The organism is Escherichia sp. 93.0816 (assembly GCF_013368855.2).
GTDB lineage: Bacteria > Pseudomonadota > Gammaproteobacteria > Enterobacterales > Enterobacteriaceae > Escherichia > Escherichia ruysiae.
Genome location: NZ_JABWNC020000009.1, coordinates 71,642 through 94,770 on the forward strand (window position 1 = coordinate 71,642; position 23,129 = coordinate 94,770).

Here is a 23,129-nt window from a genome sequence, read left to right on the forward strand (position 1 = left end):
AGCGTCGCCGCCCGGCCTCGGACTTATTTCACCGTCCAGCCTTTGTAATTGCCGACGTTGTCTTTGTCGATCATCGTCACCGGGATCAGCACCGGCTCTTTCGGCGCGGGTTTGCCCTGCAAAATGTCATAACCGATCTCGACGGCTTTCGCCGCCATCACCTGTGGGTCTTGTGCGGGGGTTGCGACAAACAACGAGTTCTCACGCTTCAGCGCCTCTTCGGCGTCCGGGCTACCATCCACACCAACAATAAAGAACTCGTTACGTTGTGCCTGTTTTGCTGCCAGATCGGCGCCGATCGCGGTGGGATCGTTAATCGCAAACACGCCGTCGATCTTCGGATTTGCCGCCAGCAGCCCGGTCATCACCTCCAGCCCGCCTTCACGACTGCCTTTGGCGTTCTGGTTGTCAGAGAGCACCTTGATGTCAGGATGGCGTTTAAATTCGGTCTGGCAGCCTTCGACGCGGTTCTGCACGGCGGACACCGGCGGCCCGTTGATGATCACCACGTTGCCTTTCCCTTTCAGGCGATCGGTGATGTATTTACAGGCCATTTCGCCCGCCTGGGTGTTATCGGAAGTGATAGTCGCATCGGCACCTTCTGCCGCTACGTCAACCGCCACTACCACGATCCCGGCATCTTTCGCCCGTTTCACCGCCGGGCCGATCCCTTTTGAATCGGCAGCGTTGAGGATGATCATATCGACGTTGGCGGCGATAAAGTTGTCTATTTGCGAAACCTGCTGGCCCAGATCGTAGCCGCTGGACACCAGCGTCACTTTGACGTTATCGCCTGCCAGTTTGCGCGCTTCCAGCTCCGCGCCTTTGGTTATCTGCACGAAGAACGGGTTCGCCAGATCGCCCACCGTCACGCCTATCGATTTCAGTTCTTTCGCCTGGGCGAACGGTGCTGCGACCAGCAGCGCGCCTGCACAGAGCGCGGTCACTAAGGGCTTCAATCTCATGCTGTATTCCTCATGTGTAGGGTATTGTTGTTATGCGCTTTGATGATGTCGGGTACGGTATTTGTCGATCAGCACCGCAATGATGATCACCGCCCCTTTGATCACCAGTTGCCAGAAGTAAGAGACGCCCATTAAGGTCATGCCGTTGTTTAGCGTGGCGATAATCAGCGCCCCCACCAGCGTGCCGGTGATGGTGCCGATGCCGCCGACAAAACTGGTGCCGCCGAGGATCACCGCCGCAATGGCGTCCAGTTCGTAACCCATGCCTAAGTTGCCGTTGGCGCTGTACAGTCGCGAGGCACTCATAATTCCGCCCAACCCTGAAAGCAGGCCGCTCATGCCATAAACAAACAGCAGCACCAGCCAGACTTTAATGCCGGTAAGACGTGCCGCCTGCATATTGCCGCCGACGGCGTAGATATGAACGCCAAGCGTGGTACGGCGCAGAATAAACCAGCACACCACGATCACCGCCAGCGCAATGACCACCAGCCAGGGGATCGGCCCAAGATAGTTGTTGCCTATCCACTCGAAATTAATGTTGGAGTTGATAACCGTAGTGCCATCCGCCAGCAGATACGCCGCCCCGCGCAGCGCCGTATAGGTGCCGAGTGTGACGATAAACGGTGGTAATCCGGCAAAGGCCACCAGCGCGCCGTTGAACAACCCCAGCAGCAGGCCGAGCATCAGCGCCGCCGGGATCGACAGCATGGCGAACTCCGGGCTAAGGGAGACGACCATCGCCGCCACCGCCGTGGTGCCGAGAATTGAACCTACAGAAAGATCGATCCCGCCGGTCAAAATGATGAAGGTCATTCCTGCCGCCAGCACAATGTTGATCGACGCCTGGCGGGTAATATTCAGCAGGTTACTTTCGGTAAAAAAGTTTGGCGCGATAAAGCCAAAAACCGCCACGATCAGGATCAGAATCGGCAAAATGCCGACCGTTTGCATTAGATCGCTCATTAACATTTTTTTGGCAGAGGTCTTTGCAGATGTTGTCATGAGCGCACCGCCTGGGAATGGGCGTCATTGACGCCGGTCGCTAAGGTCATAATGTTTTCCTGGGTGATGTTGTTGCCGTTTAACTCACCGGCAATGCTGCCTTCGCGCATTACATAAACGCGATCGCTCATCCCGACTATCTCCGGCAGTTCGCTGGAGATCATCAGGATCGCCACGCCCTTGCGCGCCATCTCGTTCATGATCCGGTAGATCTCGCTTTTTGCGCCGACGTCCACGCCGCGCGTGGGTTCATCGAGCAGTAAAATGCGCGGGCCAATCGCCACCCAGCGGGAGATCAACAGTTTTTGCTGATTGCCGCCGGAAAGCCCGCCCGCTCGCACCTGGGAATGAGGCACACGAATGTTGAGCAACTTAATGGCATCATCGGAGATGGTTTGAGCTTTTTTGCGGTTGAGCATCCCCCAGCTGGCATCGCGCTCCAGGGTTGCCATGGTGATGTTTTCGGCTGCCGCCATTTCAAGAAACAGCCCCTGTTCTTTGCGATTTTCGGTGAGAAAACCAATGCCAAGATCGATGGCTTCGCGCGGGGAGTGGATCACCACCGGTTCGCCATCCACTTCAATCATTCCGCCCGTTGCTTTACGCACGCCGAAGATCAACTGCGCGAGTTCGGAACGTCCGGCACCCACCAGCCCTGCGAGGCCGACAATTTCGCCGGAACGCACCAGCAGACTGCTCGGCTGCACTTTGCCGCCGTCGGTCAGGTGGTGAACGTTCAGGCGGGCTTTGCCGGGCAGGATATCGCGTTCTTTATTGAACAGATCGCTCAGCGGCCTTCCGACCATCATCCGCACCAGCTCTCCGGCGTTGAGGTTGTCGCGGGTCAGGCTGCCAACGTATTGCCCGTCGCGCAGCACGCTGACGCGATCGGAAAGCTCATACACTTCCGCCATGCGGTGGCTGATGTAGATAATCGCCATCCCTTCATCGCGCAGCCGCATAATCAGTTCAAACAGGCGGTGAGTTTCACGGGAGGAGAGGGCGGCGGTGGGTTCGTCCATCACCAGAATGCGGCTGTTGCGATGCAGCGCGCGGGCGATTTCGACCTGCTGTTGCTCGGCAATGGTCAGCGTCATGACTTTATCACTGGCGTTGAACTGCGCGCCGAGGCGGTCGATCACTTTTTGCGCCTGTACCAGCATCTCTTTACGCTGCACCAGCCCACCGTGGGAAAGCTCGCTGCCGAGGAAAATGTTCTCTGCCACCGTCAAATTGGGTGCAAGCTGCATCTCCTGATAAATCAGCGTAATACCTGCGCTTAAGGCATCTTTTGGCGTGCGAATGTGAAAGGGTTTGCCATCAATCAGGATCTCGCCGCTGGTGGCGGTATAAGCCCCTGCCAGCACCTTCATCAGCGTGCTTTTCCCGGCACCGTTTTCCCCCATCAGGGCATGGATCTCGCCTGGGTAGACCGTCAAATCCACCCCTTTGAGCGCATAAAATTTGCCGAAGGCTTTGGCAATATTGCGCATCTCCAGAACTGGCGTGCTGTTCATGGCGGACTCCTGCGAGGTTGTCGATATCAGCACTCCATCACAGGAAAGTAAATGCAAAATGTCAGAAGCCGTTCATATTTGTCATATTGCGAATTTTCTTCACGGAGCGTGATATGGCGCACCCCGGACGTCACTTTTTTGCCAGCGCGCGCGGGCGATTGCTGCTTTTAAATTTGCTGGTGGTGGCGGTGACGCTGATGGTCTGCGGCGTGGCGGTGATGGGCTTTCGTCATGCCAGCCAGATGCAGGAACTGGTGCAGCAGCAAACGGTAGATGATATGACCGGCAGCCTGAATCTGGCGCGCGACACGGCAAACGTGGCGACGGCGGCGGTGCGATTGTCACAGGTGGTGGGGGCGCTGGAATATAAAGGCGAAGCCGAGCGATTACTGGAGACACAGCGGGCATTAAAAAGCTCACTTGAGCAACTGGCGACAGCGCCTTTAGCACAGCAGGACGCCGGGCTGGTGGCGCGAATCATCCAGCGCAGCAATGAACTGCAAACCAGCGTCGGCGGAATGCTGGAGCGGGGGCAAAGGCGGCACCTAGAGCGTAACGCGTTGTTAAGTTCGCTATATCAAAACTTAAGTTATCTGCGGCATCTGCAAAAAGTCACTCACGCGCAAGATGATATTTTGCTTAACGAGATGAACCGGCTGATCGTCGCCGCCATTGCCACTCCAGCACCGCAGGCGATTATTCATCAACTGGTCGAAGTGATGTCTGCACTGCCGACTCATAGTGATACGCCGTTAGTAAATACGCTACTTACTGATTTTAATCGTGAACTGCGTAAACTCGCGCCGCTTTCGGCGTCACTGGAGCAAAGCGATCTGGCGATTAGCTGGTATATGTTTCACATCAAAGCTCTGGTGGCGATCCTTAACAGCGATATTAACCATTATGCCGAACAGGTGGCGATGCTTTCCGGTCAGCGGGTAGCGCAAAGTTACCAGGATCTGCGCTCCGGCGAGAGGGTGATCATGATCTTTGCCCTGTTAGCGGTGGTGATCACCGCGTTTGCAGGTTGGTACATCTATCGCAATCTTGGCTCAAACCTGACGGCGATTTCTCGCGCCATGAGTCGTCTGGCGCACGGTGAAGCAGACGTCAGCTTTCCGGCGTTACAGCGGCGTGATGAGTTGGGGGAACTGGCACGCGCCTTTAACGTCTTCGCCCGTAATACCGCATCGCTTGAACGGACGTCACGGCTGCTGAAAGAGAAAACCACGCAGATGGAGATTGCCCAAACCGAGCGGCAGGGGCTGGAAGAGGCGCTATTGCACAGCCAGAAGCTAAAAGCGGTCGGGCAACTGACGGGGGGACTGGCGCATGATTTTAATAATCTGTTGGCGGTGATTATTGGCAGCCTGGAGCTGGTGAACACGGAATCGCCCGACGCGCCGCGAATACAGCGGGCGCAGCAAGCCGCCGAACGTGGCGCGCTACTGACCCAACGGCTGCTGGCATTTTCCCGCAAGCAGTCCTTACATCCACAATCCATTGAACTGAAAACATTACTGGAAGAGTTAAGCGAATTGATGCGCCACTCCTTACCGGCAACGCTGACGCTGGAGATTGAAGCGCAGTCTCCGGCGTGGCCTGCGTGGATTGACGTCAGCCAACTGGAAAACGCCATCATCAACCTGGTGATGAACGCTCGTGATGCGATGGAAGGGCTGACGGGAACCCTCAAAATCCGCACCTGGAACCAGCGTGTCACCCGTAGCGGTGGGCAGCGTCAGGACATGGTGGCTCTGGAGGTTATCGATCATGGCTGTGGAATGTCGCAGGAGGTGAAAGACCAGGTGTTCGAACCGTTCTTTACCACTAAACAGACGGGGAGCGGCAGCGGGCTGGGCTTGTCAATGGTCTATGGTTTCGTGCGTCAGTCCGGCGGGAGGGTGGAAATCGAAAGCGCGCCGGGGCAGGGAACGACGGTCAGACTACAGCTTCCCCGTGCGTTGTTGGCGGCGAAAAATGTATCGTCAGCGGTGGTAGAACAGACAGCCGTCAGCGGCGATAAGCTGGTGTTGGTGCTGGAAGATGAAGCTGCAGTACGCCAGACAATCTGCGAACAGTTGCACCTGCTGGGCTATTTGACGCTGGAAGCCAGCAGCGGCGAACAGGCGCTGGATCTGCTGGCGGCATCAGTGGAAATCGATATTTTTATCAGCGACTTAATGCTCCCAGGCGGTATGAGCGGCGCAGAAGTGGTCAATGCAGCACGCAAACGCTACCCACACCTGACGCTGTTGCTTATCAGCGGTCAGGATTTACGCCCCAGCTATAACCCCGCGTTGCCAGAAGTGGCGCTGCTGCGCAAACCTTTTACCCGCGTGCAACTGGCGCAGGCATTGGGGCAAATTGAGGGATGATTTTCAGAATTTATCAAGAGGCCTGGAGCAAACGTGCTGCTATTGTGAGCAATTCTGCTCTGAATGGGATATAAAAGGAATTATGCCAGTACTGACAAGAGGCGATTCACATATGATCGTGATGCCAACCACCTATAGCCCAATGACGGTTGCTCGTTCTTTTCGCGTGGTGGAAGAGATCGAGCTTTCCGGGCGTCTGTTACAGGTGATTTATGACAGCCAGACGCCAAGAGCGGCCATCATTGAAGCGGACATTGAAGTTTTTGCAGGCGTGCCACGTCATCGGGTACTCGCCGCTCTCGACCTGCAGCGTAAAAAAGAGTTCGGCAGCGATATTATTGCCGTTGAACGCTGGTGGGAAGACTCGGATCTGGTACAAGTGGAAGGTATCTGCGTCTCCCCAGGTGAACGCGATAAAGGTCTGGCAACGCGACTGTATGAAGCGTTAATCCTGCAATGCGGAATCACACTCATCAGCGATTTTGATCAGTATGATGGCGGGAAGATGCTCTGGCAGAAGATCGCGCGCGAGTCCGATCAGATTTCCGTGTTTGTTTTAGACACTGAACAAGGGGCATTTTGGCCTTACGATGGCACGAAAGTGATCTACGATGGTGGCTGCATTCCGGAAGAACGTATCTGGAGTATTTCTCCGGATCAAAAATGTCATAGCATTGTGCTGGTGGCGGAAAATAAACGGCGAGCTATCCAGCTAATGGAAGAGTCTGCGCCTTACCGTATTTGAGATTACTCCGCTACTCCGGTTATTCACACTCAACTAACGTTAAGCCAGTCCATCACAGAGACTGGCTTATGAAACCTTACTCCACGCTCTTTCTTTTCACCCTGCTCACGCTGACCACTGTTCCGGCTCAGGCCGATATTATTGACGACACGATTGGTAATATTCAGCAGGCGATTAACGACGCTTATAACCCTGACCGTGGGCGTGACTATGATGATTCGCGCGACGACGGCTGGCAGCGTCAAGTGAGCGACGATCGTCGCAGACAATATGACGACCGCCGCCGCCAGTTTGAAGATCGCCGCAGGCAGCTTGACGACCGCCAGCGCCAGCTTGATCAGGAGCGTCGGCAGCTGGAAGATGAAGAGCGGAGAATGGAAGATGAGTATGGGCGGTGATGTTGGGTGTGGAGCAGGCATCGCCCCTCCCCCTAATTCTCCCCATCAGCTATTAAAGCCCGGCTATTGTGTTGACTGCTGCTTAACGACATTAATCATCCACGGCACACCATATTTATCGGTAACTTTGCCGAAGCCATGCGCCCAGAAGGTTTCCTGCCAGTCCATTTCGATTTTTCCGTTGGCGGCAAGGTTGTCAAACCAACGTTTCCCTTCCTCGACCTGTTGCGAATCGAGCACCAGCGTAAAGCCGGAGTAGTTGGCTTTTCCTGACGGTATGGCATCGCTCATCATGATGTCGCTTCCGGCAATGCGCACGTTAGCATGGGCGATGGCAGTATCGGGAAATTGCATCCCTGAAGGACAGCCTTCGGTGCTTTCCTGCGTGGGTTTCGGCATTTCCCCAAAGCTGATTTTATAGAGCAGTTCCGCGCCTAACGTGCGTTGGTAATAGGCTATCGCGTCGGCACAGTTACCGGCAAAAGAGATATAGGGACTTAACGGCATGATGGTGACCTCAGTTAAGAGAAGTCAGTTAAGTGTAGTTTGAATTTTGTACAGATGAAGAGTAGGCCTGACAAGACGTGCAAGCGTCGCATCAGGCAGTTGGCACCGTTGCCGGATGTATCGCACCCGGCATTCGAAATCAGTTCTTTTTCACAAACTCAGATTTCAGTTTCATTGGACCAAAACCGTCGATTTTGCAATCGATGTTGTGGTCGCCTTCAACCAGGCGGATGTTTTTCACTTTGGTGCCAATTTTCAGCATCGAAGAGCTACCTTTCACCTTCAGATCTTTAATGATGGTAACGCTGTCGCCGTCAGCCAGCAGGTTGCCGTTAGCATCTTTAACGATCAGCTCGTCGCTTTCCTGTGCAGGTTCGGCGTCGTTCCATTCGTAGGCGCATTCCGGGCAGATGTACATGCCGTTATCTTCGTAGGTGTATTCGGAGTTGCATTTCGGGCAGTGTGGTAATGACATGTGGATTTCCTCAAAAGTCAGCAGGGCAAAAGCGCCAAAAAACGGCAGATTGCCGAAAAAGGCCGCAATTATACACAAAATCCCTGGGTTTGTCGGGGGTACTGCTGATTTTAGTCGACGATCGTTTTCATTTGAAAGACAACGCAAAAAGAAAATAATCTTTTTGCCTCTGTTTATTATTTAAGTTAAGGTTAACTCTCTTCTTGTTCTTTTTTTAATTAAATTGTTATTTTATCTTTCTGACTTTTAACTTGTCGGAAGAGATTTATTCATCCTAATAAAAACAACATATTAAATATAAAATTATTTCCTGCAGTAATTATAAAAGCCGACAACAGAACTAAAAAACGATCTGGCTAAATAAAAATAATGAAATTTGCCTTAAGGAAGAATTTTCCATGTACACACAGACAATATATGAATTAAGTCAGGAGGCTGAGCGTCTGTTACAGCTTTCCCGACAACAGTTGCAGTTACTGGAAAAAATGCCGCTCTCTGTGCCCGGAGAAGATGCACCACCACTGACTTTACCCTGGAGTCAGCCTAATATCGCCGAGCGTCATGCGATGCTGAATAATGAGCTGCGTAAAATTTCCCGTCTGGAAATGGTGCTGGCGATTATTGGCACCATGAAAGCAGGGAAATCAACCACCATTAACGCTATTGTTGGCACTGAAGTTCTGCCTAATCGCAATCGCCCTATGACTGCGCTGCCGACGCTTATTCGCCATACGCCGGGGCAAAAAGAACCGGTGCTGCATTTTTCACATGTCGCACCAATCGACTGTTTAATCCAACAATTACAACAACGCCTGCACGATTGCGATATTGAGCATCTGACCGAACTGCTGGAAATAGATAAAGATATGCGTGCGCTTATGCAGCGGATCGAAAATGGCGTTGCTTTTGAAAAATATTATCTTGGTGCCCAGCCAATTTTTCATTGCCTGAAAAGTTTGAATGATTTGGTGCGTCTGGCGAAGGCGCTGGACGTCGATTTTCCTTTTTCTGCTTACGCCGCCATTGAGCATATTCCAGTAATTGAAGTGGAGTTTGTCCATCTGGCGGGACTGGAGAGTTATCCCGGGCAGTTGACGTTGCTGGATACCCCCGGACCGAATGAAGCCGGACAACCGCATCTGCAAAAAATGCTTAACGAGCAACTGGCGCGCGCCTCCGCAGTGCTGGCGGTGCTGGACTATACGCAACTGAAGTCAATCTCCGATGAAGAGGTGCGTGAGGCGGTTTTAGCGGTGGGGAAATCAGTACCGCTGTATGTGCTCGTCAATAAGTTCGATCAGCAGGATCGTAACAGTGACGATGCCGAACAGGTGCGGGCGCTGATTTCCGGAACGCTGATGAAAGGCTGTGTTACGCCAGGGCAGATATTTCCGGTATCGTCGATGTGGGGCTATCTGGCGAATCGGGCACGTCATGAGTTAGCTAACAATGGGAAGTTGCCTGCGCCGGAGCAACAACGCTGGGTGGAGGATTTTGCCCATGCCGCGCTTGGCAGGCGCTGGCGCAATGCCGATCTGGCAGATATCGACCGTATTCGTCATGCCGCCGATCAACTGTGGGAAGATTCGCTGTTCGCGCAACCGGTTCAGGCGTTACTCCATGCTGCCTACGCCAACGCGTCGTTATATGCTCTGCGATCTGCTTCGCATAAGTTGTTGAATTATGCCCAACAAGCGCGGGAATACCTTGATTTTCGCGCACACGGGCTGAACGTCGTCTGCGAGCAATTGCGGCAAAATATCCGCCAGGTTGAAGAAAATATGCAGCTATTGCAGCTCAATCAGGTGCAGGTGAGTGGCGAGATTAAACATGAAATCGAGGTGGCCCTGGTATCAGCCAACGACTTTCTGCGTCAGCAGCAAGACGAGGTGAATACCCAGTTAGCTGCGCTGTTTCAACATGATTCATGGTCGTTAAGCGAGATTCGTACCCGCTGCGAGACGCTGTTACAGGCGGCACAGACCAAAATCAGCCGTGACTTTACGCTGCGTTTTGCTGAACTGGAATCAACCCTTTGCCGGGTGTTAACCGATGTTATTCACCCCATCGAGCAGCGGGTAAAAACAGAATTGAATGAGTCCGGTTTTCGCCCCGGCTTTCATTTTCCTGCTTTTCATGGCGCAGTCCCACACTTCAATACTCGCCAGTTGTTCAGCGATGCAATATCCCACCAGGAAGCAACGGATGAGCAGAGCAGCCGTTTTGGCATTGTGCGTGAGACGTTCTCGCGCTGGCTGAATCAGCCTGACTGGGGACGGGGTGGTGAGAAATCACCGCCAGAGGCCGTTGATTACAGTGCGCTACAACGAACGTTAACCGAAGAAGTAGATCTTTATTGCCAACAAATGGCTAAAGCTTTGGCGGTTCAGGTCGATGATTCTGTCACGGCAGGCATGAACACTTTTTTCGCTGATTTCGCGTTATGTTTGACGGAATTACAGGCGCGTTTACGCGATAGTCTGGCTCTGCGTCAACAAAATGAATCCGTGGTCAGGATGATGCAGCAGCAATTGCAACAGACCGTGATGATTCATGGCTGGATTTATACGGACTCTCAGTTGTTACGCGATGATATTCAAACTCTTTTCATGGCAGAACAGTATTGACAAAGACGTTACTGGACGGCTCCGGTCGCGTACTGGAGTCGGTTTATCCCCGCTTTTTGGTGGATCTGGCGCAGGGCGATGATGCCCGCTATCCACAAGCCCATCAGCAGCAGTTTCGTGAACGACTGATGCAGGAGATCCTTGCGCGCACACAGCTTCAGGCGTGGGCGAATGCCGGAATGTTAAATGCGCCACTTAGCCTGCGCCTGACATTGGTGGAAAAACTGGCGGCGATGCTTGATCCCGGCCATCTGGCGCTGACGCAGATCGCGCAACATCTGGCACTATTGCAAAAAATGGATCACCGTTCGTACTCTGCTTTCCCGGAACTTCCCCAGCAAATCGCCGAGTTGTATGAGTGGTTTTCTGCCCGCTGTCGCTGGAAGGAAAAAGCGTTAATGCAACGAGGGTTACTGGTTCAGGCAGGTGAGCAGAGTGAGCAAATTTTTACCCGCTGGTGTGCTGGTGCGTACAACGCCTGGTCGCTGCCGGGACGTTGTTTTATTGCTTTGGAAGAGCTGCGCTGGGGGGCGTTTGGTGATGCCTGCCGTCTGGGAAATCCACAAGCAGCGGCGTTGTTGCTTGACGATTTACGCGTGAAAGCGACGCAATATCTGGCTGAAAGTATCAATGCGGCACCGACTACTCGCCATTATTACCATCAATGGTTTTCCTCTCCCACTACCCCGACTGGCGGGGATCATGCTGACTTTTTAAGTTGGCTTGGCAAGTGGTCCGATACCGATAAGCAGCCCGTTTGCTGGTCAGTAACTCAACGCTGGCAAACCGTCGCGCTGGGGATGCCACGGCTCTGTTCAGCGCAGCGTCTGGCGGGGGCAATGGTCGAAGAAATCTTCTCTGTAAATTGACTGTAAATGATCAGTTACATCAATGAGTGCTCAACGAAATCCATGTGTGAAGTTGATCACAAATTTAAACGCTGGTAGGGTAAAAAGGTCATTAACTGCCCAATTCAGGCGTCAACAGGTTTGATTGTACAATCCTTAATCGGATCGTGTAAGCAAACCAGCTACGCTTGTTACAGAGATTGCACCCTGCAATTCCCGCTCCCCTTTTGCGGGCGCCGCGTCGATTTGCCTGACGCGTGCGGAAATGGGCTTACTCTGCGAGGAAAGCTATGCTGAAAAGGAAAAAAGTAAAACCGATAACCCTTCGTGATGTCACCATTATTGATGACGGTAAACTGCGAAAAGCCATTACTGCAGCATCGCTGGGTAATGCAATGGAATGGTTCGATTTTGGTGTTTATGGCTTTGTTGCTTACGCATTAGGTAAAGTATTTTTCCCGGGGGCTGACCCCAGCGTGCAGATGGTTGCTGCACTTGCCACCTTCTCCGTTCCCTTTCTGATTCGACCGCTTGGCGGACTCTTCTTTGGTATGTTGGGCGATAAATATGGTCGCCAGAAGATCCTCGCTATCACTATTGTGATTATGTCGATCAGTACATTCTGTATCGGTTTAATACCGTCCTATGCCTCTATTGGTATTTGGGCACCGATTCTGCTGTTGATTTGTAAGATGGCACAAGGTTTCTCGGTCGGCGGCGAATACACCGGAGCGTCGATATTTGTTGCGGAATACTCACCTGACCGTAAACGTGGCTTTATGGGCAGTTGGCTGGACTTCGGTTCTATTGCCGGGTTTGTGCTGGGTGCGGGCGTGGTGGTGTTGATTTCGACCATCGTCGGCGAAGAGAACTTCCTCGACTGGGGCTGGCGTATTCCGTTCTTTATCGCGCTGCCGCTGGGAATTATTGGGCTTTATCTTCGTCATGCTTTAGAAGAGACGCCAGCGTTTCAGCAACATGTTGAGAAACTGGAACAGGGTGACCGCGAAGGTTTGCAGGATGGCCCGAAAGTCTCGTTTAAAGAGATTGCCACCAAACACTGGCGCAGTCTGTTGACATGTATCGGTCTGGTGATTGCCACCAACGTGACTTACTACATGTTGCTGACTTATATGCCGAGTTATTTGTCGCATAACCTGCATTACTCCGAAGACCACGGGGTGCTGATTATTATCGCGATTATGATCGGTATGCTGTTTGTTCAGCCGGTGATGGGCTTGCTGAGTGACCGTTTTGGCCGTCGTCCGTTTGTGATCCTCGGCAGTGTTGCGTTGTTTGCGTTGGCGATCCCGGCGTTTATCCTGATTAACAGCAATATTATCGGCCTGATTTTCGCCGGGTTGCTGATGCTGGCGGTGATCCTTAACTGCTTTACGGGTGTTATGGCCTCAACGCTGCCAGCGATGTTCCCGACGCATATTCGTTACAGTGCGCTGGCGGCGGCATTTAATATTTCAGTGCTGGTTGCCGGTCTGACGCCAACGCTGGCGGCCTGGCTGGTGGAAAGCTCGCATAATCTGATGATGCCTGCCTATTACCTGATGGTAGTGGCGGTGATTGGTTTGATTACCGGCGTGACCATGAAAGAGACGGCGAATCGTCCACTGAAAGGTGCGACGCCTGCGGCGTCAGATTTGCAGGAAGCGAAGGAAATTCTCGTCGAGCATTACGATAATATTGAGCAGAAAATCGAGGATATTGACCAGGAAATTGCCGATTTGCAGGCGAAACGTACCCGCCTGGTGCAGCAACATCCGCGAATTGATGAGTAAGCTGAAACGGCACTGTCTTATCAGGCCAACAATCGAACTCTTAAGGTTCACTTAATCTCTGACGCGCATACTCTCCTCCAGGACAACGGAGGAGAGTGCAATGAAAAACCGTGTTTATGAAAGTTTAACGACTGTGTTTAGCGTGCTGGTCGTCAGCAGCTTTCTCTATATCTGGTTTGCCACGTACTGATCTTTCTTCAGCCGTACCCAGGCGCGCGTGCCGGAAGCCTCTTCCCGGTTTTGCAGGAAAAACTGCCCGTGATGCAACTGTGTGATGCGGCTGACAATACTTAATCCCAGACCAATCCCGCCATAACGGCTGTCCATTCGTACAAACGCTTTGCTCAACTCTCCGCATTTACTCTCATCAATGCCAGGCCCTTCATCTTCAACCGCCATTACCGCACCGCCATCTTCTTGCAGCTGAATCATAATGTTGCTGCCTGCTGGACTATAGCGATGGGCGTTTTCTACCAGGTTACGCAATAACATCCGCAGCAGGGTCGCGTCGCCCTGAACGGTGATGTCGGCGGCGCTCTCTGGTAACAGCAAGGTTTGTTGACGCTGGTCGAGCATGGTGCTGAGTTCGTCATAGGAGGGCAGGATCACATCTTCCAGCAGTTTTACATGTTGATAATTACCGGAAGAAAATGACTGTCCGGCGCGTGCCAGTTGCAACAACTGGGAGACGCTCTCCATCATCTGATCAAGCCGTGCGACTAACGGCGCTACATCAATGTGATGCGTTTTCGCCAGCAGTTCCAGATGCAAACGCACCCCCGCCAGCGGCGTTCGCAGTTCGTGAGCGACGTCAGCGGTAAACAACCTTTCGTTATCCAGCGTGCTGGTCAGGCGACTGACCAGATCGTTCAACGCCGAAACCACCGCTTCGATTTCGAGGGTGGCACTGTGAATGGCTATGGGCGTTAAGTTGTCAGCAGTGCGCGCTTCCAGCTCTTTTTGCAGTTCCGCCAACGGGCGTGTGATGCGGTGCACCGCCTGATAGCAGATAAATAGTGTCAGGCTGACCATAAATACGCCGGGAACAATCAGGCTGGCAACCGCTTCGCGGATCTCACGCATGATGTGGCGATCGTTGTTGCGATTGTCACGTAGCGCCTGCTCAAAGAGCTGAATTTGCTCGGTACTTTCATGCCATAGCCAAAAGACGCTAATCAGCTCAAAAACCAGCAGAATAGCGCCGATGGTCAATATCAGCCGTTGACGCAGCGACATTGGTCGGCGCAGAAAACGCATCAGATTCAATTAGTTTTCCTCATTCGCGACCAGCATATAGCCAAAGCCGCGCACGGTGCGGATACGTGTTTTGCCCACTTTGTCGCGCAGGTTGTGGATATGCACTTCCAGGGTGTTGGTCGAGGGTTCGTTGTCCCAGTTGTAGATATCGTTGTAGAGAATTTCCCGATGCACGGGGCTGCCTGCTTTGAGCATCAGCCGCGAGAGCAGAGCATATTCTTTGGGCGTCAGAATCAACTCTTCGCCGCCCATCCATACCTGACGGCGACCCATATTCAGCGTCAGATTGCCAACAATCAGCTCACTTTCGCCCTGATTATTATGGCGTCGCAGCAGGGCGCGGATGCGGGCGTGTAACTCTTCCAGCGCAAAAGGTTTTACCAGATAGTCATCGGCACCGACATCCAGCCCCGCTATTTTGTCGGTCAGGGTGTCGCGAGCGGTGAGGATCAGTACCGGCAGGGTGTATTTTTTCTGCCGGATACGGGCGAGAAAATGCAGCCCATCTTCGTCGGGTAACCCTAAATCCAGCACCACCAGGCTGTAATGACCGGCCTCAAGGCTTTGCTCCGCCATCCGCGCGGTCGTGACTCCATCGCACGCGTAGCCTTCGGTTTGTGCCGCCAGAATCAGCCCCTGCAATAACAGTGTATCGTCTTCAACAATCAGAATTTTCATTCATTCACTCTCCTGCAAGTTTGCAGAATATCATCCGCAGCCTGGTAATACTTCGTTTCGACGCCGGTTAATCCCAACAGGGTTGAGAATAAATTGTCCTGTGAATAGTGCTGTGTTTGTGCCTGTTTTTGCAGGCAGCTCTGGTCAATCTGATACCGCTTTTGATAATCCTCCGACAACCACAGCAGCATCGGTACTTGTTTTTGGCTATCAGGCGCGATGGCATAAGGCAGGCCGTGCAGGTAGATGCCATTTTCACCTAACGATTCACCGTGGTCAGAAAGATAAACCAGGCTGGTGGTAAATTTATCCTGATGTTCTTTCAGCAGATTAATTGCTTTATCAACAATATAGTCGACGTAGAGCAACGTATTATCGTAAGTGTTCACCAGTTGTTCTTTGGAACAGGTCTGGATCTCGTTGGTGTCGCAGGTGGGGGTAAATTTCCTGAACTGCGGCGGATAGCGGTTGTAATAGGTCGGGCCGTGGCTACCGATGGTGTGTAAGACAATCACGCCATCACCTTGCAGATTATTGATGTACTCTTCCAGCCCGTGGAACAGCACCTCGTCATAGCATTCGCCGTTGATACACTGGCCGGGCAGGTTCAGCGCGGTGACATTCTGGTGTGGTACGCGGTCGCAGACACCTTTGCAGCCACCGTCGTTGTCATTCCACAACACATTAATGCCCGCTCGCTGAATGATATCCAGCACGCCTTCCTGGTGCTGTGCCAGCTCTTCTTTGTAATGCTCACGCGGCATATCCGAGAACATGCATGGCACAGAGACAGCCGTTGCCGTGCCGCAAGACGCGGTATTGGGGAAATAGACCACGTTATCTTTCGCCAGACGCGGATTGGTTTCACGTGGGTAGCCGTTGAGTGAGAAATTCTCTGCCCGCGAGGTTTCGCCGACGATCAAGATGGTCAGATTTTTACGCTTCTCGTTTTGCATTAACGGGTTGCGGTGTGCATCCTCGCCAATGCGAACCAGCGGTAGATTTGCCAGTCGCTGGTGGGAATACCATGACCAACTGGCAACAATGCTGTTGGAGGGGCTTAAGGATTTCACCAGCTCTTTGTTGTTGCGAAACAGCGAGGCGTAGTCTTTATAAAACAACGCGGCGACCAGCAGAATCAGCATTACAGAAATCAGAATATTGGCCCCACGGAAAAGAACGCTACGCAGGCGTGAGGTTGCGGGTTTGATTTTTACCCAGCAGGCAATCAGTGCAGCAAGAACCCCGCTTAATCCCAGAGTTAACAACATCTGCGGTGTCATTAACGCGTAGCTTTCCGCAGGTGTGGTATCCATGATATTGGCAACCATCGAACGGTCGATAACGATGCCATAAGTCATTATGAAATATTGCGCAGACGCGCCGACAAGAATAAACAGGCAGGCCAGTGGACGATTAAGCCATAAGAAAGAGCCTAGCGTCAGGACAATATTAATCACGCTGAACGCGACGACCGGCATCGATAAGAAAACCAGTACGTTATGCATTGAATCCAGCGGTAACGCCTGTAACACCTGTTTAAAAAAGGCAATGTTCAGGCAGATAGCAATATAAAAAGAGGCCAGCAATAGCCAGGCGAGTAAATTCAAAGAGGGTCTTTTTAGAAGGCGCTTCAACATCACGGTGTTTCCATCGAACAAAGTGCGCATATGCTCGCAAAGCAAAGTTAAGCCAACCTTAAGTTCTTAAGGTTGGCTTTTATGTTTGCTGGATTAAGGGGGCTTAATCTTTGCTTATTGGTGCATCTAAAGGATAGGGGTTTTTATGCAATCGGTTGTAGTTCAGCGTGTACATTGCGGTAATCACCATCAGCGTGACGAATGACCACATAACCTCTTGTGCGCCAGAACCGACCACCGCCCAGATGCAGTAAAGGAAGGCGATAGTGGTGATGGCCAGATACGCCGGACGCGCTTTACCAAAGTGACCGTGGCCTAAAAGCAGTAAAGCTGCACAGGTATAAAGATAAGGCACCAGGGTAAAGATTACCGATACGGAAGAGACCAGACCGAACTCTTTGGTTGCGTTTGGCGAAATGCTGCTGAACTGGAAGATAGTCATCAGGATACCGACGATAATCAACCCGGCTACCGGTGTGCCAGCTTTGTTGACGCGGGCAAAAATCGGTGGGAACAGACCGTCATCGGCAGCGGCTTTCGCCGTTTGCCCGGCCAGTAATGTCCAGCCGCCCAGCGAACCTAAGCAACCAGCCGCCGCACAGAAGGAGACAATGGCCCCTGCGGTATCACCCAGCGCCATCCGTGCAGCATCACCGAAAGGTGAGGCGGAAACGCGCAGTGCGGCGTTGGGGATCATCCCCATAATCGCGGTGGTCGAGAGCACATAGCAAACGGCGGCAATCAATACCCCGCCAATGGTGGCGATAGGGACGTTGCGTTTCGGGTTTTTAACCACACCCGCTGCAACAGACGCACTTTCCACCCCGATAAATGACCACAGCGTAACGTTTAAGGTGCTTTGAATCGCGCCGAAGGTGCCCAGGCCGCTGACGTTCCATGCCGCCATATAGGTTTCTCCGTGGAACCAGAACCAGCCGAATACGGCAATCCCGACGATTGGGATCAGCGCCAGCACGGTAGCGACGGCCTGCACGCGGGTGATCATTTTCGGACCGACGATATTAAGCAGAACGAAGATCCACAGCACCACTACACAGGTGATGGTTAATACCCACGGATCTTTGAGGAGCGGGAAGAAATAGCTCAAATAGCCGACGCCAATGACCACCATGGCGATATTGCCGATCCAGCAGGCCAGCCAGTAGAGAACGTTGGTTTGATATCCGAGAAAAGGGCCAAAACAGCGGCGCGCGTAGGCATACGAACCGCCAGGGCTGGGATCGAGGAACGACATTTTGGCGTAGACCATCGATAAAGCCAAAGCACCGATAATCGTCACCAACCAACCATATATGGCAATACCGCCAGTTGAGGCCAGGTTTGCAGGTAACAGAAATACACCTGACCCCATAATATTCCCCGATACCATCAGAGTAACGGGGATTAAGCCCACTTTGTGAGCATCAGCATCCGAAGACATAATTAAACTCCTGCGAAGGCGAGCTTCGTGACAATAAATTACGTCATATCATACGCCTGCATTCGCGCATTGAATTATCGTCAGTCGGGTTATCGCTGATGCCGTTATTAATATATCTCTTCGTAAAGGTTATAAATCAGGCGACAGAACGTTCTCTGTGTTGGCTAACATAATGGAGTGGCGTCATGCCATAGAAGTCTTTAAATACAGAAATAAAGTAAGACGTGCTGTTGTAGCCACAGGACTGTGACACCTGTGAGATATTTTTCCCATCCATCATTAATTCATTTACAGCATAACGCATCCGGCAGGTGGTTATTATTTGGCTATAACTGGTGTTTTCGCTTTTCAGCTTTTTCTTTAACAAACTTGGGCTAAGACATAAACAACTGGCTACCATACTAAGATTCCAGTCTTTATGGATATCGCTTTCAATGATTTGATAAACGCTGTCGCTAACACAATTACGTAACATATACATAAGTAGAGAAAGGAATTTTTTACTGTCGAGAAAGCGAGAGAGCACAGTGAATAATAATGCACGTGTTCGTTCTTTTTCCGACTCTGTTTCAGCAGGCGCTGTGCTATGTTGCGCCGCAACGCGAAACACCTCTGGTGTAAGGCATGGCAGGGAAATAATCGGTGTGGCGCTACGTTGCCAGACCGGTATTTTCGAGAGATCTTTATTCAGAAAACGGAGATAATCTTTGATGATGTCGAGGCTAATATACGCAATCAAAGTGTTATTCAGAGAGGAGACGTCGATAATATTATTTTCACAACTTAATAACGCCATATGGTTAGCCTTCAAACTTATAGGCTCTTTCCCATTCACTCTTAGCCAGACATCTTTTTCAGTTAATAAAACTATACAAGGTTGGTTGCTGCAAATCCTCATACATGTACTCCTGAAATGCAAAGAAAAATAGTGGATCTCGCCAACATAGAGAGATACCGGGGACTGGTTATATAATTGTATGACGAATCAAAACATGCATAAAAATAACGTGTTTTACTAATATTACAAATTTTTATAGTAATTTCTCATGTACAAAAATTTTTACAGAGTGGTGAAGGGTAAATAATAAACAAAAAAAAGCGCGGGGTGGGACCGCGCAAAAAGTATGACATTTTTGTTTGCAGCAATTTTTATGAAAACGTTGCCATACTCAAAAGGCCTCAGGCCAGGCGGCGTAATGTTATTAAAACAATTACGCCTTCAGCGGAATAGTGGTTACGCTTTCACACACATTACGTGGTAAATACCGTCAATAATTTCAGTACCTTCAGTTTCGTGTTCAAATCCAGGGAAATGATGATCCCAGGATTGCAGCGAGCGTAAATAACTTACCTGCGGACTGTTTTTATCGCCGAAGTTTTCACCAGACAGCAGCATCGGGATTCCTGGCGGATACGGGATGACTGAGTTCGCCGCAATGCGTCCTGGCAGATTTTCAATGGATACCAGCTCGACGTTGTTGTCGACAATCGCGTTGTACGCTTCACGCGGAGTGATTTCAGCCACCGGCAGGCCGGAATAGGCTTCGTTTAACCGTGCACCTGGGTTGTTTTCTTTCAGCCAGGCAAACATTTTGTCGCCCAGATCGTGAATCCCCATGTTCGCGTAAGTGTCAGGATATTGTTCAACAAGTTCCGGCATCACCTGCGCCAGTGGTGTGTTGGCGTCGTAGTGGCGTTTGAAGGAACAGAGGGTGTTAACCAGAGTTCCCCATTTCCCTCGGGTCACGCCCATTGAGAACAGGAACATAATCTGGAAATCGGTGGTGCGAGTTGGCACGATGCCGTGGTGACCAAGCCATGCGGTAACCAGTGCGGCAGGTACGCCAGTCTCTTCCAGTTCACCGTCTTCACCCATCCCCGGTGCGAGGATGCTGACTTTAATCGGGTCGAGCATACTCCAGTTGTCCGGGATATCTTTAAAGCCGTGCCAGCTTTCGCCCGGATGCATTACCCAGCAGTCCTGAACGGTGGTCAGCAGTTTGCGCGGTGCGTCAGCAAAGTCATAGGTTTTGCCGGTTTCCGGATCGGTAACCATTTCTTTATTCCACGGTTTAAAGAACCAGCTACCTTCGTCAGTAAACTCTTTATACAACCGTGCCATTGCCTGGCGGAAATCGACCGCTTCATCGATCACTTCCTGAGTCAGTGACAGACCGCTGTTGCCGTCCATCATTGATACAGCCACATCGTTTGATGCGCAGATGGCATACAGCGGGGAAGTGGTGGCATGCATCATGTATGCCTGATTAAAGCGGGAGAAGTTAATCGCGCCCCGACCTTCACGTACATGAATATAAGACGCCTGCGACAGCGCATTCAGCAGTTTATGTGTGGAGTGGGTAGCGAAAACGGTTGGGCCATTGTGATCGCCCGGTTCACCGCGCATTGCATAGTGATCGGCATAGATCGGGTTAAACCGTGCGTAGCCATACCAGGCTTCGTCGAAATGCAGACGGTCAGAGGTTTTTTCCAGCAGATCCTGCGCGTCTTTGGCGTTATAACACACGCCGTCGTAGGTGCAGTTGGTCACCACGCAGTAAGACGGTTTTTGCCCGACTTTGTCTTTAGTCAGCGGACTTTCACTGATTTTCTTCTGCAAGGTTTCAGGCTGCATTTCCTGCGGGTAGATTGGCCCGATAATGCCGTAGCGGTTGCGGCTTGGCACCATGTACACCGGTTTCGCGCCAGTCAGCATTAAGCCTTGTTCAATGGATTTGTGGCAGTTACGGTCAACAACGACCACGTCGTTATCGGTCATGCAGGCTTGCATGATGGTGCGGTTAGAACCTGAAGTGCCGACAACGACTGACCAGGAGCGATCGGCACCAAATACGCGCGCGGCATATTTTTCGCTTTCGCCAAATGCGCCAGTATGGTCAAGCAAAGAGCCGAGAGAAGTTCGTTCGATACCCATATCGGTGCGGAACAGGTTTTCACCATAATAGTCATGGTAGAAACGTCCGGCTGGCGTTTTAGTGAACCCTACACCGCCCTGGTGACCCGGCGCGGCCCAGGAATACTCATGGATGTCGCTATATTTCATCAGCGCGCTGAACAGTGGCGGTAACAGCTGTTGACGGTAGCGGGTCATCGCGGCGATGGCGCGTCCGGCAATAAAATCGGCAGTATCTTCCAGAATCCAGGCGAATTCATCGACAAGCTCCAGCAGGTCGCGATCCAGCGCGGCGATTGATTTTTCCCGATCGCCTAGCAGGAATACCGGCACGTTTTGCTGGCGTTCATGAAGTTTACCGATCAATTCTCTGACGTTTTGATGTTCGTCCGGATGCTCCATTTGATAACTGAACATCAGACAATCAATGGCTTCATTTGAAGAGAGAATGGCAAAACCATCATCAAATGAGGTTGATTTAATGACGGTAACATTTTGTTGGCTCAAGGCATTCGCCAGACGTTCAACGGCGCTACCGACCCAGGTGTCCTGATGTAGAAACTCGCTTTCAACAATTAATACTTTCATCATTGTTTACCCGGTTGTGAAGGAATCTTCGTTGCGGGCAAGTATCTTCCGGGCATTTCAGGCTGTAAAGCGATTGAAAAATAAGCGGTTTTAATTTTTTGTTATTATAAACAGAAGCTTATATTAATTTTTCAATTAATTTTCAATGTTTATTATCGACAGCTAAATTATTTTTTTGGCTGATACTGATATCGTTTTTAACCGGGAAGTGTCTGGCGGCGTTGTTGGCTAAGTTTGCGGTATTGTTGCGGCGACATACCGACATATTTGGCGAAAGTACTGTAAAAACGACTGCTCGAACGAAAACCTGCCGTCAGGGCAATATCGAGAATACTTTTATCGGTATCGCTCAGTAACGCGCGAACGTGGTTGATGCGCATCGCGGTAATGTACTGTTTCATCGTCAACTGCATGACTCGCTGAAATATCCCCATCGCATAGTTGGCGTTTAGTTTGACGTGCTCAGCCACGTCGTTGATGGTCAGCGCCTGGTCATAGTTTTCTGCAATAAAGCCCAGCATCTGGCTGACGTAAAATTGTGCATGGCGCGAGACGCTGTTTTTGTGCGTGCGCGAGGTTTTATTGACCAGAATCGGTTCCCAGCCGGAGAGGCTAAATCGCTTGAGCATCAGGCCAATTTCATCAATGGCGAGCTGGCGGATTTGCTCATTCGGACTGTTCAATTCCTGCTGCCAGCGGTGCACTTCAAAGGGGCTAAGTTGCTGTGTCGCCAGCGATTTAATCACCATGCCGTGAGTGACGTGGTTTATAAGGTCTTTATCCAGAGGCCAGGAGAGAAACAGATGCATCGGCAGATTAAAAATCGCCATGCGCTGACAGGTTCCGGTATCGGTTAGTTGGTGTGGTGTACAGGCCCAGAACAGCGTGATATGCCCCTGATTGATATTCACTTTTTCATTGTTAATCAGGTATTCCACATCGCCATCGAAAGGCACATTTACCTCAACCTGACCATGCCAGTGGCTGGTGGTCATGACATGTGGTGCACGAAACTCTATCTCCATCCGCTGGTATTCTGAGTACAGAGACAGCGGGCTGCGGGTCTGTTTTTCATCGCTGCTACACATAAAGGTATCTGTATTCATGGATGGATCTCTTTCCTGGATTATCAGAATTATGGCATGAGTGGCTGAGGATGACTGCGAATGACGACACAAAACGTAAAGATAGAGGATTTTCTAAGGGCTAATTACTCTGTTTTTCAGGTAATTTAGTCTCAAAAACTCAGATTTACTGCTAAGTAACCCCAGATCTGAGTTTTCGGGAATGCTCAGTGGGGAAGCCGGAGGCTTTCTGCGAAATCGCCTGCCATGATGAAGTCATTCAAACAAG

At 51.4% G+C, this 23,129-nt stretch carries 19 protein-coding genes; 7 read left to right on the forward strand and 12 right to left on the reverse strand.

From position 1 onward, the window contains the following. Positions 1-23 precede the first annotated feature (23 nt). The 3 genes from HEM79_RS11990 to HEM79_RS12000 are packed head-to-tail and all read right to left on the reverse strand — an operon-like array spanning position 24 to position 3,487. Entirely contained in the window at positions 24-965 is a 942-nt protein-coding gene (locus HEM79_RS11990; RefSeq protein ID WP_001237477.1) for an ABC transporter substrate-binding protein, read from the reverse strand. A gap of 30 nt (positions 966-995) precedes the next feature. Then, positions 996-1,970 carry an ABC transporter permease subunit gene (locus HEM79_RS11995; RefSeq protein WP_021551530.1) on the reverse strand — a complete coding sequence of 325 codons (975 nt, stop codon included), beginning with the start codon at positions 1,968-1,970 and terminating at the stop codon, positions 996-998. Next, on the reverse strand, positions 1,967-3,487 hold the full coding sequence (locus HEM79_RS12000) for a sugar ABC transporter ATP-binding protein (protein WP_021551529.1): 1,521 nt from the start codon (positions 3,485-3,487) through the stop codon (positions 1,967-1,969). Before HEM79_RS12000 ends, HEM79_RS11995 begins: the two co-directional genes overlap by 4 nt. A 113-nt stretch (positions 3,488-3,600) precedes the next feature. Here HEM79_RS12000 and HEM79_RS12005 point away from each other — a divergent pair, with 113 nt between their 5' ends. From HEM79_RS12005 to yjdP, 3 genes are all read left to right on the forward strand, one after another. Continuing rightward, positions 3,601-5,865 (forward strand): hybrid sensor histidine kinase/response regulator, encoded by a 2,265-nt coding sequence (locus HEM79_RS12005; protein ID WP_176243085.1) that lies wholly within the window; start codon positions 3,601-3,603, stop codon positions 5,863-5,865. Between the two features lie 112 nt (positions 5,866-5,977). Then, on the forward strand, positions 5,978-6,610 hold the full coding sequence (locus tag HEM79_RS12010) for an N-acetyltransferase (RefSeq protein ID WP_024191182.1): 633 nt from the start codon (positions 5,978-5,980) through the stop codon (positions 6,608-6,610). A 68-nt stretch (positions 6,611-6,678) separates the two neighbouring features. Beyond that, entirely contained in the window at positions 6,679-7,008 is a 330-nt protein-coding gene (gene yjdP, locus HEM79_RS12015) for a DDRRRQL repeat protein YjdP (protein WP_176243084.1), read from the forward strand. Positions 7,009-7,071: 63 nt separating this feature from the next. Here yjdP and yjdN read toward each other — a convergent pair whose 3' ends face one another. Together yjdN and HEM79_RS12025 are read right to left on the reverse strand one after the other, a co-directional pair. After that, positions 7,072-7,515 carry a VOC family metalloprotein YjdN gene (gene yjdN, locus HEM79_RS12020; RefSeq protein WP_176243083.1) on the reverse strand — a complete coding sequence of 148 codons (444 nt, stop codon included), beginning with the start codon at positions 7,513-7,515 and terminating at the stop codon, positions 7,072-7,074. Positions 7,516-7,654: 139 nt separating this feature from the next. Further along, positions 7,655-7,990 (reverse strand): zinc ribbon domain-containing protein YjdM, encoded by a 336-nt coding sequence (locus HEM79_RS12025; protein ID WP_001300891.1) that lies wholly within the window; start codon positions 7,988-7,990, stop codon positions 7,655-7,657. Positions 7,991-8,388: 398 nt separating this feature from the next. Here HEM79_RS12025 and crfC point away from each other — a divergent pair, with 398 nt between their 5' ends. The 4 genes from crfC (at position 8,389) to pmrR (ending at position 13,448) form a co-directional block, all read left to right on the forward strand. Continuing rightward, complete coding sequence (crfC, locus tag HEM79_RS12030; protein WP_176243082.1) at positions 8,389-10,617, forward strand: clamp-binding protein CrfC; 2,229 nt, start codon at positions 8,389-8,391, stop codon at positions 10,615-10,617. After that, complete coding sequence (locus HEM79_RS12035; RefSeq protein ID WP_176243081.1) at positions 10,614-11,486, forward strand: YjcZ-like family protein; 873 nt, start codon at positions 10,614-10,616, stop codon at positions 11,484-11,486. The genes crfC and HEM79_RS12035 overlap by 4 nt, the downstream gene beginning before the upstream one ends. A 269-nt stretch (positions 11,487-11,755) precedes the next feature. After that, positions 11,756-13,258 carry a glycine betaine/L-proline transporter ProP gene (gene proP, locus HEM79_RS12040; RefSeq protein ID WP_010353876.1) on the forward strand — a complete coding sequence of 501 codons (1,503 nt, stop codon included), beginning with the start codon at positions 11,756-11,758 and terminating at the stop codon, positions 13,256-13,258. A gap of 100 nt (positions 13,259-13,358) precedes the next feature. Beyond that, the gene (gene pmrR / locus HEM79_RS12045; RefSeq protein ID WP_000797657.1) at positions 13,359-13,448 is read left to right on the forward strand and encodes an LpxT activity modulator PmrR; all 90 of its coding nucleotides are present in this window, start codon (positions 13,359-13,361) and stop codon (positions 13,446-13,448) included. Here pmrR and pmrB read toward each other — a convergent pair. The 7 genes from pmrB to melR all read right to left on the reverse strand — a co-directional run bounded on the left by pmrB (position 13,424) and on the right by melR (position 22,882). After that, on the reverse strand, positions 13,424-14,524 hold the full coding sequence (pmrB, locus tag HEM79_RS12050; RefSeq protein WP_001052143.1) for a two-component system sensor histidine kinase PmrB: 1,101 nt from the start codon (positions 14,522-14,524) through the stop codon (positions 13,424-13,426). The two genes, pmrR and pmrB, sit on opposite strands and share 25 nt — an antisense overlap. Continuing rightward, entirely contained in the window at positions 14,525-15,193 is a 669-nt protein-coding gene (gene basR, locus HEM79_RS12055) for a two-component system response regulator BasR (RefSeq protein WP_000697918.1), read from the reverse strand. It lies immediately after the preceding gene. Further along, positions 15,190-16,833 (reverse strand): phosphoethanolamine transferase EptA, encoded by a 1,644-nt coding sequence (eptA, locus tag HEM79_RS12060; protein ID WP_176243080.1) that lies wholly within the window; start codon positions 16,831-16,833, stop codon positions 15,190-15,192. The genes basR and eptA overlap by 4 nt, the downstream gene beginning before the upstream one ends. A gap of 103 nt (positions 16,834-16,936) precedes the next feature. Next, positions 16,937-18,274 carry an arginine/agmatine antiporter gene (gene adiC, locus HEM79_RS12065; RefSeq protein WP_000093133.1) on the reverse strand — a complete coding sequence of 446 codons (1,338 nt, stop codon included), beginning with the start codon at positions 18,272-18,274 and terminating at the stop codon, positions 16,937-16,939. Positions 18,275-18,410: 136 nt separating this feature from the next. Further along, complete coding sequence (gene adiY, locus HEM79_RS12070) at positions 18,411-19,172, reverse strand: DNA-binding transcriptional activator AdiY (protein WP_001217092.1); 762 nt, start codon at positions 19,170-19,172, stop codon at positions 18,411-18,413. A gap of 336 nt (positions 19,173-19,508) precedes the next feature. Further along, positions 19,509-21,776, reverse strand: coding sequence for an arginine decarboxylase (adiA, locus tag HEM79_RS12075; RefSeq protein ID WP_077629710.1), 2,268 nt, complete (start codon positions 21,774-21,776; stop codon positions 19,509-19,511). Between the two features lie 197 nt (positions 21,777-21,973). Beyond that, a complete protein-coding gene (gene melR / locus HEM79_RS12080; RefSeq protein ID WP_176241552.1) occupies positions 21,974-22,882 on the reverse strand; it encodes a transcriptional regulator MelR in 909 nt (302 codons plus the stop codon). Positions 22,883-23,129: the final 247 nt, after the last annotated feature.